Genomic DNA, 14326 nt, shown 5'->3' with positions numbered 1-14326 from the left:
CCAGCCATTCCCGATGGTGTAGACTGACATATTATGCAGAACACCCTCTTTTTCGCCGCGGCCCTGCTGTACGCGGTCTGCGCCCTGCTGCCGTCGCGCCAGGGCGCTGCCATTTCCGCCGTCACCGCGCTCGCCTGGCTGATCCACGGCGCGGCGCTCGGCCTCGACGTGGTCCTGCCGGGCAACCTGCGCGTCGGCTTTGCCGTCATGCTGTCGTCCGCGCTGTGGGTCTCGGTGGCCGCCTACTGGCTGGAGAACCGCAATTTCGCCCTCGACGGCCTGCGCCGCCTGGTGATGCCCTTCGCCTTCGGCGCGACCTTGCTTCCGGTGCTGTTCCCGGGCAGTCTGATGCCGCTGGCCGGCAGGCCGGCCGCCTTCGGCTGGCACATCGCCGTGGCCGTGCTGGCCTACAGCACCCTCACCATCGCCGCCTTCCACGCCGTCCTGATGGCGCTGCAGGAAGCCCGGCTGCATACCCGCCCGGCCGGCCCCAACGCCGGCTGGTTCGGCTCGGCCCTCGACCAGCTGCCGGCCCTGCTGACCATGGAAAAGCTGCTGTTCCGCGTGATCTGGATCGGCTTCGTGCTGCTCAGCCTTACCGTCCTGTCGGGCATCGTGTTCTCGGAACAGGTGTTCGGCCGCCCCATGCTGCTCGACCACAAGAGCATCTTCGCGCTGCTGTCGTGGGCGCTGTTCGCCGCGCTGCTGGCCGGGCGCAAATGGCAGGGCTGGCGCGGCAAGACGGCGCTGCGCTTCACCCTGGCGGGCTTCGCCACCCTGGCGCTGGCCTATGTCGGCAGCCGCTTCGTGCTGGAAGTCGTCCTGCACCGGGGGGTAGCATGAGCCGCATCCTGTTCTGGATCGCCCTGATCGCGCTGGTGGTCATGGCCGTGCGCAGCAAGCTGCGCGCCGCCGTGCGCCGCAGCCAGATGGAGGCGCAACAACAGCAGCGCCCAGCCCCGTCCCAACCGGCCGAGATCGAAGCCATGACCCAGTGCGCCCACTGCGGCATGTATTTCCCCTCGTCGGAAGCGGTGCGCGCCGACGGCCTCGATTACTGCTCGCCAGGCCACGTGCGCCTGCCGCCCCGGTAAGCCCCGAATGGCGGCTTCGAAGGTACTGGCGCGTGCGCTGTCGGCGGAGGCGCGCGTCACCCTGTGGCGCTCGCTCCAGACCTTCACGGTCACGCGCATCGTCATCGCGCTGGTGCTGCTGCTCTACCTCGGCTTCGATGTCGAGAGCGGCCGCATCAAGACCGATCCCGTCAACGCCGAGACCTGCTTCGCCTACGCGGCGGCGGCCCTCGTGTTCGCGGTCGTGGCGGCGCGCTGGCGGCGCCGCTTCATCGTCCAACTGGGCGCGCAGATCGCCACCGACCTGGCGGCGATCTCGCTGCTCTACCTGGCCGCCGGCGGCATGCGCAGCGGCCTGGGCATCCTGTATCTGTTCCCGCTGGCCGGCGCCGCCATCCTGGCGCCGCTGGTGCTGGCGCTGTTCTCGGCCTCGCTCGCGGCCATCTTCCTGTTGCTGGAGAGTGTCTGGCAGATCTTCATGAGCGACCGCGAACCGCCGCTGATGCAGGCCGGGATGTACGGCGCCGCCTTCTTCGCGGCGGTGCTGATGGTGAACCGGCTGGCGGCGCGCCTGCTCGGCCAGGAAGAACTGGCGGCCCAGCGCGGGGCCGACCTGCGCATCCAGCAAGCCATCAACCACATCGTGATCGCCGACGTCGGCGACGGCATCCTGGTGGTCGGCGACGAAGGCCGCCTGTACACCGGCAACCCGGCGGCGCGGCGCATGCTGGGCCTGGAAGGGGAGGCCGAAGGCTTCCTGCTGGGCGAGGTTCCGGCGCTGGAGCCGGTGGCCCAGGCCTACGCCGGCTGGCGCGCGGCGCCGAACGAGGAAGCGGCCTTCGTCACCATCAAGCCCTGGCACGAGCAGGGCGACAGCGAGGACGGCGGCGCCGCCGTCGTGCGCGGCCGGCGCGACCAGCCGGTGCACCTGAAGCTGCGCTTCGCGCGCGTCGACACCGGCAGCCAGGCGGAAGGGCGCAGCGTGATCTTCATGCAGGACGTGAGCGCGATCGAGAACGAGGCGCAGCAGCTCAAGCTGGCCTCGATGGGACGCCTGACCGCCAGCATCGCCCACGAGGTGCGCAACCCGCTGTCGGCGATCGGCCACGCCACCGCGCTGCTGGCCGAAGACCTGCATGGGCCGGCCGAGGTACGCCTGCTGAAGATCGTCAGCGACAACGTGGCGCGCGTGAACCGCATGGTCGAGGACATCCTGCAGCTGTCGCGCAAGGCCCAGCCGCACACCGAGCCGGTGCAGCTGAGCAGCTTCCTGGCCGAGCTGAAGGCCGAATTCTGCGAAATCCATGCGCTGGACGGTGATATAGTCTGGCTGGGCAACGCCGGTGGCGCCACCGTGCGCTTCGATCCGTTGCACCTGCACGAAGTGCTGCTCAACCTGCTGAACAACGCGATCCGCTATGCCAGCCGCAAGCCGGCCAGCATCCGGATCTTCCCGTCCAGCGACGCGGCCGGGCGTCTCGAGCTGCACGTGCAGGACGACGGCCCCGGCATCACGCCCGAAGTGCGCGCCCACCTGTTCGAGCCCTTCTACACGACATCGAGCAAGGGCACCGGGCTGGGACTCTACCTGGCGCGCGAGCTGTGCCTGAACAACGATGCGAAACTCGATTATGAATACCGCTTCGACCAGGCCGCGATGGGGCCGCGCAAGGCCAGCGGCCGTTTCGTCATCAGCTTCGTGCAGCCGGCCTGAAGAACCAAGGACCAACAGGGGAGAGCCATGACCGCACCACGTATCCTGGTCGTCGACGACGAAGCCGACCTGCGCGAACTGCTCGAGATCACCTTGCTCAAGATGGGCCTGGACGTCGACAGCGCCGCGACCTTGCGCCAGGCGCGCAACCTGTTCGAAGAACATGACTATTCTCTGGTGCTGACCGACATGCGCCTGCCCGACGGGCTCGGGATCGAACTGGTGCGCGAGATCAGCGCCTCGGGCAAGGGCACGCCGGTGGCCGTGATCACCGCCTTCGGCAGCGCCGAGAACGCGGTGGTGGCGCTCAAGGCCGGCGCCTTCGACTACATCGCCAAGCCGGTGGCGCTGGACGCCCTGCGCGTGATGGTGCGCTCGGCCCTGAAACTGACCGAAGGCGGAGCGGGGCAGCCGGAAGCGAACGCCGGCGCCTCCCGCCTGATCGGCAATTCGGCGGCCATGCAAGCGCTGCGCGCCCAGATCGCGCGCCTGGCGCGCTCCAACGCGCCGGTGTCGATCACCGGCGAATCGGGCGCCGGCAAGGAGCTGGCTGCGCGCGAGATCCATGCGCAAAGCTCGCGCGCCGCCAAGCCCTTCGTGGCGGTGAACTGCGGCGCGATCCCCGAGACCCTGATGGAGGCCGAGTTCTTCGGCTACCGCAAGGGCGCCTTCACCGGCGCAGCGGACGAGCGCGAAGGCTTCTTCCAGGCGGCCGACGGCGGCACCCTGATGCTGGACGAGGTGGCCGACCTGCCGCTGGCGATGCAGGTCAAGCTGCTGCGCGCGATCCAGGAGCGGCGCGTGCGCAAGATCGGCGCCACCGTCGAAGAGCCGGTCGACGTGCGCATCATCAGCGCCACCCACCAGGACCTGGCGCGCTGCGTCGAGACCGGCAAATTCAGGCAAGACTTGTTCTATCGCCTGAACGTGATCGAGCTGGCGCTGCCGCCGCTGCGCGAGCGCCTGGATGACCTGCCGGTGCTGGCGGACGCCATCCTGGCCAGGCTGGCGGGACCGGGCAAGGCTGCGCTCGGACCGGGCGTGCTGGAAGCGCTGCGCGCCTATTCCTTCCCGGGGAACGTGCGCGAGCTGGAGAACGTGCTGGAGCGGGCGCTGGCCTTTGCCAACGACGGCGTGATCGAAGTCGGCGACTTGTCGCTGAAGGCGGCGCGGCCCGGCGAGCCGGGTGTGCGCGAGCCGGTGGCGCCGCCTGTGATCCCTGCTTTGCCGGTGACGCCCGAGCCGGCGCCGGCTGTGCCGGCCGCGGCCACAGTTCCGGCGCCAGGACCGGTGAGCCTGGGACCGGCGGAGCTGCCGAGCAACCTGCCGGCCTACCTGGAGCAGGTCGAGCGCGAGGTCATCCAGCGCGCCCTGCAGCAGACCCAGTTCAACCGCACCCAAGCGGCCAGCCTGCTGGGCATCAGCGTGCGCCAGCTGCGCTATTCGATGCAAAAACTGGAGATCAGCGCGCCGGAGGATTGAATGCGGCAGGCATGACCGCTGTACATACGGAGGCCTCACCGGGCCGCACCCCTATATCTAGTGGCTGGGGTCCGCTGACCCCTTCATTATCTTGAAATTAATCTGGTGCAAAATGCACTTCTGCAGTGCAACAACGACCTATTCTGATTACCGCTTAGGCAGCCGAAAACACTGATGTTAGTGCTCGCTCACCGCGCGCTCCGCATCTTTCGGATGACTTCAAAAGTCAAGACTCCGCACCACGATTCCTCTCAAAAATTGAGAATTTATTTACTTGCCTGTATCGCAAACGAGGTACTACAATTAGTCTCATCTCAAGGCCGGACACTAGATCTAGTGGTAGTAGACAACAAGCAACTAGGTCCTCCGGCAGTCGGCAAGCTCAGCTTCCGGCACGAATCATTGACGTAACCTTTACCCTGCATATCTGGTTTGCCAGCTTAGGCCACCGGCTGGCGGGGTATCGTTTTGCTTTTAATTTTGTCAACGGACCGCACGACGGTCTGAAGCGATAACAAATCGGCGGCAACGGCTGCCATCCTGGAGGCTCAATGCAAACAGCACAAGACATCTCGATCAACCCGCACGTCACCCCAGGAACGACGTCGAACGGCGCCACGCCGGCCGACGTCGTCGCGCGCGGTGATTACCGTGTCATCCGCCGCAATGGCGCCGTGGTCGCGTTCGAGCCGAACAAGATCTCGGTCGCGATGACCAAGGCCTTCCTCGCCGTCGCCGGCGGGCAGGGCGCCGTCTCGGCCCGCATCCGCGAGCTGGTGGAACAGCTGACCAACAACGTCGTGGCCGCGCTGGTGCGCCGCCAGCCGAATGGCGGCACCTTCCACATCGAAGACGTGCAGGACCAGGTCGAGCTGTCGCTGATGCGTTCGGGCGAACACGATGTCGCCCGCGAATACGTGCTGTACCGCGCCAAGCGCATGGAAGAGCGCCGCGCCGCCAAGGAAGCCGCCGGCGGTGCCGCCGTCGTGGCTCCGCAGATCCACGTGGTCGACGGCGGCGAGCGCCGTCCGCTGGACCTGAACGCCGTCTCGAGCCTGATCAACGCCGCCTGCGCCGGCTTGGAAAAGCACGTCGACGCCGACGCGATTCTGGCCGAGACCATGAAGAACCTGTACGACGGCGTGCCGGTCGAAGAGCTGCACAAGTCCGCCATCCTGGCCGCTAGAGCCCTGATGGAAAAGGACCCGGCCTACAGCCAGGTGACCGCCCGTATCCTGCTGCACACCATCCGCAAGGAAGTCTTCGGCAAGGAAGTCGCGCAAGCCGCCGCCGCCGCCGAGTACATCACCTACTTCCCGAAGTACATCGCCAAGGGCATCGAGAACGAGCTGCTGGACGAAGAGCTGGGCAAGTACGACCTGGAGCGCCTGGCCAAGGCCCTGGTCGCCGACCGTGACCTGCAGTTCGGCTACATCGGCCTGCAGACCCTGTACGACCGCTACTTCCTGCACGTGCGCGACGTGCGCATCGAAATGCCGCAGGCCTTCTACATGCGCGTCGCGATGGGCCTGGCCCTGCGCGAAGCCGACCGCGAAGCCCGCGCCATCGAGTTCTACAACCTGCTGTCGTCGTTCGACTTCATGAGCTCGACCCCGACCCTGTTCAACTCGGGCACCCGCCGCTCGCAGCTGTCGTCCTGCTACCTGACCACCGTCGGCGACGACCTCGAAGGCATCTACGACGCGATCAAGGAAAACGCGCTGCTGTCGAAGTTCGCCGGCGGCCTGGGCAACGACTGGACTCCGGTCCGCGCGCTGGGTTCGCGCATCAAGGGCACCAACGGCCGTTCGCAGGGCGTGGTCCCGTTCCTGAAGGTCGTCAACGACACCGCTGTCGCGGTCAACCAGGGCGGCAAGCGCAAGGGCGCGGTCTGCGCCTACCTGGAAACCTGGCACCTGGACATCGAAGAATTCCTGGACCTGCGCAAGAACACCGGCGACGACCGCCGCCGCACCCACGACATGAACACCGCGAACTGGATTCCGGACCTGTTCATGAAGCGCGTGATGGAAAAGGGCAGCTGGACCCTGTTCTCGCCGTCGGAAACCCCGGACCTGCACGACCTGACCGGCAAGGCCTTCGAACAAGCCTACGTTGCGTACGAAGCCAAGGCCGAGCGCGGCGAAATGTCCGTGTTCAAGAAGATCGAAGCGCTGGACCTGTGGCGCAAGATGCTGTCGATGCTGTTCGAGACCGGCCACCCGTGGATCACCTTCAAGGATCCGTGCAACATCCGTTCGCCGCAGCAGCACGTGGGCGTGGTGCACTCGTCGAACCTGTGCACCGAGATCACCCTGAACACCAACGCCGACGAAATCGCCGTCTGCAACCTGGGCTCGGTGAACCTGCCGCAGCACATGAAGGGCGATGGCCTGGACCACGTCAAGCTGCAGAAGACCATCCGCACCGCGATGCGCATGCTGGACAACGTCATCGACATCAACTACTACGCTGTCGACAAGGCGCGCAACTCGAACATGCGTCACCGTCCGGTGGGCATGGGCATCATGGGTCACCAGGACTGCCTGCACATGATGCGCGTGCCGTTCGCGTCGGATAAAGCTGTCGAATTCGCGGACAAGTCGATGGAAGCCGTCTGCTACTACGCCTACCTGGCGTCGACCGAGCTGGCGGAAGAGCGCGGCCGCTACGACACCTACGAAGGTTCGCTGTGGGACCGCGGCATCCTGCCGCAGGACTCGATCAAGCTGCTGGCGGAAGAGCGCGGCGGCTACCTGGAGCAGGACACCAGCGAATCGATGGACTGGAGCGTGGTGCGCAAGCGCATCAAGCAGTTCGGCATGCGTAACTCGAACTGCGTGGCGATCGCCCCGACCGCGACCATCTCGAACATCATCGGCGTGTCGGCTTGCATCGAGCCGACCTTCCAGAACCTGTACGTGAAGTCGAACCTGTCGGGCGAATTCACCGAGATCAACTCCTACCTTGTTCGCGACCTGAAGGCACGCGACCTGTGGGACGAAGTGATGATCGCCGACCTGAAGTACTTCGACGGTTCGCTGAGCAAGATCGACCGCGTGCCGCAAGACCTGCGCGACATCTACGCCACCGCGTTCGAAGTCGAGCCGAAGTGGCTGGTGGAAGCCGCCTCGCGCCGCCAGAAGTGGATCGACCAGGCCCAGTCGCTGAACATCTACATGGCCGGCGCATCGGGCAAGAAGCTGGACGAGACCTACAAGCTGGCGTGGCTGCGTGGCCTGAAGACCACCTACTACCTGCGCACCATCGCCGCGACCCACATGGAGAAGTCGACCACCCGCACCGGCGCCCTGAACGCCGTGCCGGTCTCGGGCGGCATCCAGGCCGGTCACGCCGCTCCGGCAGCCGCCGCTCCGGTGGCAGCTGCTCCGGCAGCCGACGTGGTGGAAGGCGCCGCCTGCTACCTGCGTCCGGGCGACGCCGGCTTCGACGAGTGCGAAGCCTGCCAGTAATTCGCTGAATAGGGGAAGCCTGCTTGAACGCAGGCTTCCCCGTTAGTACCACTACCCGTAAAACCGTCGTTCCGGCGTAGGCCGGAACCCAAGTTCGCAGCACACCGCCAGCGCTTGGGGTTCACCAGAAACCGACGACTATCAACATATACCCGTGACCTCATGCGCGATTCCCCGCGACGAGGTTTCGACTGAAGGATTAAAGACATGCTCTCTTGGGACGACGAACCGACCAGCGCCCCGCGCGCCCCGCAAACCGCAGCCTCGGAAGGCGCAGCACCGGCCGCCGAAGTGGCGAAACGCGTCAACGCCGACGACAAGCGCATCATCAACGGCCAGACCGACGTGAACCAGCTGGTCCCGTTCAAGTACAAGTGGGCATGGGACAAGTACCTGGCCGGCTGCGCCAACCACTGGATGCCGCAGGAAGTGAACATGCAGCGCGACATCGAGCTGTGGAAGAACCCGAACGGCCTGACCGAAGACGAGCGCCGTCTGGTCAAGCGCAACCTGGGCTTCTTCGTGACCGCCGACTCGCTGGCCGCGAACAACATCGTGCTGGGCACCTACCGCCACATCACCGCGCCGGAATGCCGCCAGTACCTGCTGCGCCAGGCCTTCGAAGAGGCGATCCACACCCACGCCTACCAGTACATCGTCGAATCGCTGGGCCTGGACGAGCGCGAGATCTTCAACGCCTACAACGAGATCGAATCGATCCACGACAAGGACCAGTTCCTGATCCCGTTCATCGACGTCCTGACCGACCCTGACTTCAAGACCGGCACCGTCGAAAACGACCAGAAGCTGCTGAAGTCGATCATCGTCTTCGCCTGCATGATGGAAGGCCTGTTCTTCTACGTCGGCTTCACCCAGATCCTGGCGCTGGGCCGCCAGAACAAGATGACTGGCGCCGCCGAGCAGTACCAGTACATCCTTCGCGACGAGTCCATGCACGTGAACTTCGGCATCGATCTGATCAACACGATCAAGATGGAAAACCCGCAGCTGTGGACCCCGGCCTTCCGCGACGAGATCAAGGAACTGTTCCTGAAAGCCGTCGAACTGGAATACCGTTACGCCGAAGACACCATGCCACGCGGCGTGCTGGGCCTGAACGCCCCGATGTTCAAGAGCTACCTGCGCTTCATCGCCAACCGCCGCGCCGTGCAGATCGGCCTGGACGCGCTGTTCCCGAATGAAGAGAACCCGTTCCCGTGGATGAGCGAGATGATCGACCTGAAGAAGGAGCGCAACTTCTTCGAGACCCGCGTGACCGAGTACCAGACCGGCGGTACTTTGAGCTGGGACTAACGGAAAAAAGCTCGGTCATCCCGAGCTTTTTTATTGTCCAGCATTGACTCCTCAGTTAAACATACGGAGATAGCAGTGAAAATATTTCGTGGTCCTAGCTCCAAACCATTTTTAGATGATTCTCATGAGCTTGTATCTCGCGTTAAACCACATGATTTAGAAAAGGGCGTGCGTGACAAGGCTTTAATTAAGTTCAACATCACTAAAGATGGCCTTGAACGACAGGCAATATGCACTGCTCAGTTCGAGGATGACGACTTGATCCCCATGATCAATGGTTTGGTTGCAAGATTGTCGGGACAGCAAGATGCCTTGAAGGAAATTAAAAAAACGATATTGGACAAAGGCGCGTCGAACGATCAAAAGATGTTAAAAATCGGCGAAATAATGGAAAGGGTGAAATAGGTTTTAAAGTAGGCGTAGTCGATTTTGCGTGCCATTTGCGGCTCCCTGATGTCCCATAGTTTAAAACTTCCCAACTGACCAGTCGGGAGGCCGGATGTATTGCAATGGCTGGACAATTTTGGCAGTTTCAAGGAAAGCGGTTCAAAATTGTGTCGACAAAAATGGAAATAATTTTTTAACTTGTTGCGAGCGAAATCCTAAAGTTTAGAATGTCAAGTCTGACTTTTGATGCTTTTTTGGGCCGAGACATCCATTCTAAACTGTGCTTTTGGTGAAAGAGCTACAAATTGTAATGCTGTGCACGGCTTGGTTTGAGCGCAAATTCCAGGTCACATTTCTCAACAGTGATAAAGCATAAGGGCGCTAGAATGTAACTGCCGCTGAGTTATATTTTCATCGTATCCATAATTAGTTTTCTTGCGAGCTGAGCCTTTTCGTTCTCAGGCTCGATGTGAAGCCAAAAAGAGACGCGCCCAAGAAGACTATTTAAATAATTTGGATTGCTTATTTTCCTGTTCGAAAGATGGGACAGTAGGCCAAATTTCCTTATAAAAAAGACCTCGTTTTGTAACTCTCGTTTGAATTTGGATGGAACCGCAAGACGACCACCCTGGATTGATATCCCAGTAACAACTCGCGCGCCATGACCGATTTTTAATCGAGTCTTTTCCTTGTTTACTGCTAATCCATATTCCGCAGTAATTTTCTCAACGGCGCCGCTGAACGAATGATGTATCGTTTCGCCGGAAAAGGTTAAGTCATCGGCGTAACGCGAGTACTTTAATCCACATTTGTTTGCAAGTCTCGTCAGGCGTTTATCGAAGCTTTTCAAAATTATATTCGATAGTGCGGGGCTGGTCGCTGCACCCTGCGCTAAGGCTTCACTGTGACAGCAAAGAGACGCCAAGTAATATGCTACATTGGGGGCATATCCACAATCTTTGAAGACATTGATCACCCACGACATTGGAATTGAAGGGAAAAAATCTCTTAAATCCATTTTTAAAAGATTTTTTGAATTCAAATGTATAAGCGCATTGCTTTTAATTGATCGCCCAGGGAGAAATCCTTGAGCGGCCACATGCACTTCAGACTTTTCTAAAATATTTTTTAATATCCAGCGTTGAGCTAGAAGCAACGATTCATGTGGGGCGCATATGTTTCGCTTTCCGCCACTGCGTTTCGGAATCGCAAACTCACGATAGAAACTACTAGGAGACGCTATCATTCGAGCCAGCGGTTCAATATTCAAGCCGAGCAAAAGTGATAAGTGCTCAAACTCAAATATTACGGGGAGATTTTTCTTTTGAAGGGAACCAGCATAACTTACATAAGATTTTGTAAGTTCATTCGGTATTCCGCGATCCCTAAAATACGATCGCCATTGGGTAGATTCCATAAATTCGGAGATTTTTTGAGGGAACGTTGTGCTGGAGCTACCTACTGTACGCTAGCTGCATATTAGAGTGGCTTTGTAGGTCGGAACGACCTACAAAGTCAATCAAATACGTGATAATTGGCGAAGCCAATTTCACACCGGGAAAATGGCGAAGCCAATTTCCCGGTGCTGGCATATTTCCGCCTCAGCAACCGGAGCGACACCGCTCCTAAACACTAGCTACTGCGCACTCGTTCCCTCACGTCGAACATTAACACAAGTTTACTTGCTAAGCAAGCTAGCATCTAGCCTTGATCTCGAGGGAACATATGGTTCGCCAGGTGATAATCTAAATTGGCGCAAAAAACCACTTGGAATTCCTTTTTTGTTGTCGCGTTCAGTCTTTGGTCTGCTTTGAATTAAAAATTCTTGTCCAGTGCGCGTGATGCAAAGCCAATCTCCATCAAACTCAAGAAATTTTTCCTCTTCCAGATGAAAGATAGTCTTCATATAGTCGGCCATCGGAATTTTCAACTTCTTGTACACAGAGTAGTTGCCAGCCCGCCCGTTCGCGCTAGATAGATTTCTAAGAATTGCTATTTTTGTCGACTCAAAATTATCCAAATTCCTAATCTCCCAAATAACGAGTAAATAAAGGATTTCTTGATTTTCCTTCGCTGCGCCCTGGCCACCAAAATATCGGGAAAACATTATTTGGAATATTAGAGTTTTCGAATCCAATAAGGCTCTCTGTTTTTCCGTATCCTAATGAATAATCACTAAGCTTATGTTCTCCGTGTTCGGGTGAAAGTTGCTTTTCTATATTTAACATAGACTTCACTTTCTCTTCTATTTTCTCGGTTGTCTCAAAGTCACTAATTCCTCGACTCACGGATTCAATATATGAAAGCCTAATTCCTGCCTCTTCGATTTTCTTTATTCCAGATATTGAGGCGAAAATAACGTTAACAAAAACATTGATATCTATTTGAGCAGTGTTGAATTGTCTTTTGATTTCCGCAACCCGACTCAAAACGGTTTGACCAGAGCCAATGAATTCGTCAACAAGAATGACGTTTCGTCTTTTAAAGTTGTCAGCTTTTAGCTTTTTAAATGCGGCGCCAAATGCGTTGACAATCTGAACTTCTTCCCATCCATTTTGTTGCAGCTTGATTTTAATATTTTGAACTAAGGCTTGCGAACTATCGGGCGAAGAGTTTGCGGCCATTGCGGCAATAATTGTATCTTTGGCTTCGATTCCCGGAATGGTTACGATATCTAGAACCAAGTCATTTATTTTCTGAACAAAATTTTCGGCCGAAATATATTTAAACCTAGACAGCAACTCCGTAATGAGAGTCTGCTCATCAACTGAACTACAGTCATCCATTAGCAATTCGACAAGACTATCTGCCTTACTGCTAAGCCAGCTATTAGCTTTGATGAGTGTCATCACCGCTGAGAACTGCATTTTAGATACGCTATGCACTATTAACTTCCCTCTTGCTAGCTATGCAAGTAATTCCAACCTACAATCATACAATAGAAAGTTTACCAAAAGAACAACTTATTGCAAGTAGGGAAAGTATCAAAATTCCGGTTCGCAAAAGCGTGAGACGGGGGGGAAGGGGCACCGTTGAGGGTGACAGCATTAGATCTTTGCAGGTCGCGGCACGTTGAGCTGGCATTGCTCAGCGTTATTTCTTGTCCCCACCTGTTTGATCGCGGTCAGCCTGGCGGTATCTCAGGCAGGAGGGGGAAAAGAATGCCGATCCGGCGTACCATGTTCGATCCAGCTCTTCAGGAGGACCAACGATGAACCCCGCGCTGAACCAGAAGATCGTGCTCGCTTCCCGTCCGCAAGGCCTGCCGCGGCCGGAGAACTTCCGGCTCGTTGAAGAATCGATTCCCGTTCCGGGCCACGGCGAGCTGCTCCTGGAAACCCTCTACCTGTCGCTCGACCCCTACATGCGCGGACGGATGGACGACGCGAAGTCCTACGCCAGGCCGGTCGGCATCGGCGAGGTGATGGAGGGCGGCACGGTGGCGCGCGTGGCCGCCTCGCGTCATGGCGGGTTCGCAGTCGGCGATATCGTCCTGTCGCATTCGGGCTGGCAGCACTATGCGCTGTCGAATGGCGAGAACCTGCGCAAGCTCGATCCGACCATGGTCCCGCCCAGTACGGCGCTGGGCGTACTGGGCATGCCGGGATTTACCGCCTGGGCAGGATTGCGGGAAATCGGCCGCCCCAAGCCCGGCGAGACGGTGGTCGTGGCCGCCGCGAGCGGCGCAGTCGGCTCGGTGGTGGGACAGATCGCCCGCATCCGGGGCGCCCGCGCGGTGGGCATCGCCGGCGGGCCGGACAAGTGCGCCTTCGTGCACGACGAGCTGGGCTTCGATGCCGTGGTCGACCACCGGGCGCCCGACTTCGCCGCCAGGCTGGCCGATGCCTGCCCGCAGGGCATCGACGTGTATTTCGAAAATGTCGGCGGCAAGGTATGGGACACCGTATTCCCGCTGCTGAACGATTTCGCGCGGGTGCCGGTGTGCGGCCTGATCTCCCAGTACAACGAACTCCCGCAAGCCGCGCCCGGCCCCGACCGGCTGGCCCTCGTCATGCGCGACGTGCTCAAGAAAAGCCTCACCCTGCGCGGCTTCATCCAGCGCGAATTCGCCGACCTGCGGCCCGAGTTCCTGCGCGAAGCCCAGCAATGGATTGCCGACGGCCGGCTGCGCTACCGCGAGGACATCGTCGACGGCCTGGAAAGCGCGCCGGCGGCCTTCATCGACCTGCTGCAAGGGCGGAATTTCGGCAAGCTGGTGGTCCGGGTGGCGGACTGGCAGGACCGCAGCAGCAGCCTCCAGCCGCGCGGCTGAATTACTCGGGCAGGGCCCGGCGCAGCGCGCTGCGCTCCTGCGCGAAGATCGCGAAGGCGAAACCCAGCTCGATGGCGGCGCCGGCGAAGGCGCCGTTCGTCATCGGCGCACCGTTCCCGGCCAGCAGGAAACCGGCAGCGGCCAGGACGCCGCCGCAGGCCCAGTAGATCCGCATCCCGTACACCGTCGCGAACGTGAGGTAGCGTCCGCCGATGGTCAGCAGCATCGCTGGGAAGAACAGTTCGCTGCGCCACTGCGACAGGCTGTAGGCCAGCGCGAAGCCCAGCAGCATCCAGACCGTGCTCGCCATCGCCAGCGATCCCAGCGGGTTGCCCCTGGTGTGATTGCCTGGCCTGCCCAGCAGTTGCGCCAGCAGCATGCCGAGCGGATGGATCGCCATGCCGCCCACGAACAGGGCCAGTACCGCGTGCCGGGCCGATCCGCCCATGGCGACCAATCCGGCGACAATCCATACGAGGCCTGAGACCAGCATCCCGGGCGCGCCGCCGGCATAAGCGTGGCGCATGTCGCGCTGGGCATCGGCGAAAGTCGTCGTCTGTTCCATGCAGGCTCCTGATGAGTAAATACAGCCTACGATAGCAGCATTCGG

Annotated in this window: 12 protein-coding genes; 8 read left to right on the top strand and 4 right to left on the bottom strand. The window is 60.0% G+C overall.

What is annotated here, in order from left to right; genetic code table 11:
- Positions 1-33: 33 nt before the first annotated feature.
- The 7 genes from KBW95_RS15080 (at position 34) to KBW95_RS15050 (ending at position 9461) form a co-directional block, all read left to right on the top strand.
- Positions 34-843 carry an inner membrane protein YpjD gene (locus KBW95_RS15080; RefSeq protein WP_211524139.1) on the top strand — a complete coding sequence of 270 codons (810 nt, stop codon included), beginning with the start codon at positions 34-36 and terminating at the stop codon, positions 841-843.
- Positions 840-1094 (top strand): PP0621 family protein, encoded by a 255-nt coding sequence (locus KBW95_RS15075; RefSeq protein ID WP_211528643.1) that lies wholly within the window; start codon positions 840-842, stop codon positions 1092-1094. The genes KBW95_RS15080 and KBW95_RS15075 overlap by 4 nt, the downstream gene beginning before the upstream one ends.
- A 7-nt stretch (positions 1095-1101) precedes the next feature.
- Complete coding sequence (locus KBW95_RS15070; protein ID WP_211528642.1) at positions 1102-2787, top strand: nitrogen regulation protein NR(II); 1686 nt, start codon at positions 1102-1104, stop codon at positions 2785-2787.
- Positions 2788-2814: 27 nt separating this feature from the next.
- Complete coding sequence (locus KBW95_RS15065; protein WP_211528641.1) at positions 2815-4269, top strand: sigma-54 dependent transcriptional regulator; 1455 nt, start codon at positions 2815-2817, stop codon at positions 4267-4269.
- 551 nt (positions 4270-4820) lie between these two features.
- Positions 4821-7742 carry a ribonucleoside-diphosphate reductase subunit alpha gene (locus tag KBW95_RS15060; protein ID WP_211524143.1) on the top strand — a complete coding sequence of 974 codons (2922 nt, stop codon included), beginning with the start codon at positions 4821-4823 and terminating at the stop codon, positions 7740-7742.
- 207 nt (positions 7743-7949) lie between these two features.
- Complete coding sequence (locus KBW95_RS15055; protein WP_211528640.1) at positions 7950-9056, top strand: ribonucleotide-diphosphate reductase subunit beta; 1107 nt, start codon at positions 7950-7952, stop codon at positions 9054-9056.
- Positions 9057-9131: 75 nt separating this feature from the next.
- Entirely contained in the window at positions 9132-9461 is a 330-nt protein-coding gene (locus KBW95_RS15050) for a hypothetical protein (protein WP_211528639.1), read from the top strand.
- Between the two features lie 385 nt (positions 9462-9846).
- Here KBW95_RS15050 and KBW95_RS15045 read toward each other — a convergent pair whose 3' ends face one another.
- From KBW95_RS15045 to KBW95_RS15035, 3 genes are all read right to left on the bottom strand, one after another.
- Positions 9847-10860, bottom strand: coding sequence for a reverse transcriptase domain-containing protein (locus KBW95_RS15045; RefSeq protein ID WP_211528638.1), 1014 nt, complete (start codon positions 10858-10860; stop codon positions 9847-9849).
- Positions 10861-11121: 261 nt separating this feature from the next.
- Positions 11122-11361: a hypothetical protein gene (locus KBW95_RS15040; protein WP_211528637.1), complete on the bottom strand. Its 240-nt coding sequence runs from the start codon at positions 11359-11361 to the stop codon at positions 11122-11124.
- Between the two features lie 106 nt (positions 11362-11467).
- A complete protein-coding gene (locus KBW95_RS15035; RefSeq protein ID WP_211528636.1) occupies positions 11468-12292 on the bottom strand; it encodes a hypothetical protein in 825 nt (274 codons plus the stop codon).
- Positions 12293-12654: 362 nt separating this feature from the next.
- Between KBW95_RS15035 and KBW95_RS15030 the strand changes: the two genes are divergently transcribed.
- The gene (locus KBW95_RS15030) at positions 12655-13716 is read left to right on the top strand and encodes an NADP-dependent oxidoreductase (protein WP_211528635.1); all 1062 of its coding nucleotides are present in this window, start codon (positions 12655-12657) and stop codon (positions 13714-13716) included.
- Between the two features lies 1 nt (position 13717).
- On the opposite strand, the gene KBW95_RS15025 is transcribed toward KBW95_RS15030, so the two are convergent.
- Positions 13718-14281: a hypothetical protein gene (locus KBW95_RS15025; RefSeq protein ID WP_211528634.1), complete on the bottom strand. Its 564-nt coding sequence runs from the start codon at positions 14279-14281 to the stop codon at positions 13718-13720.
- Positions 14282-14326 lie beyond the last annotated feature (45 nt).

Origin of the sequence: Massilia sp. ZL223 (genome assembly GCF_018119395.1) — a bacterium.
GTDB lineage: Bacteria > Pseudomonadota > Gammaproteobacteria > Burkholderiales > Burkholderiaceae_D > Telluria.
The sequence above is the reverse complement of the archived record's forward strand: the minus strand, read 5'-3'. Positions and strand labels throughout refer to the sequence as shown.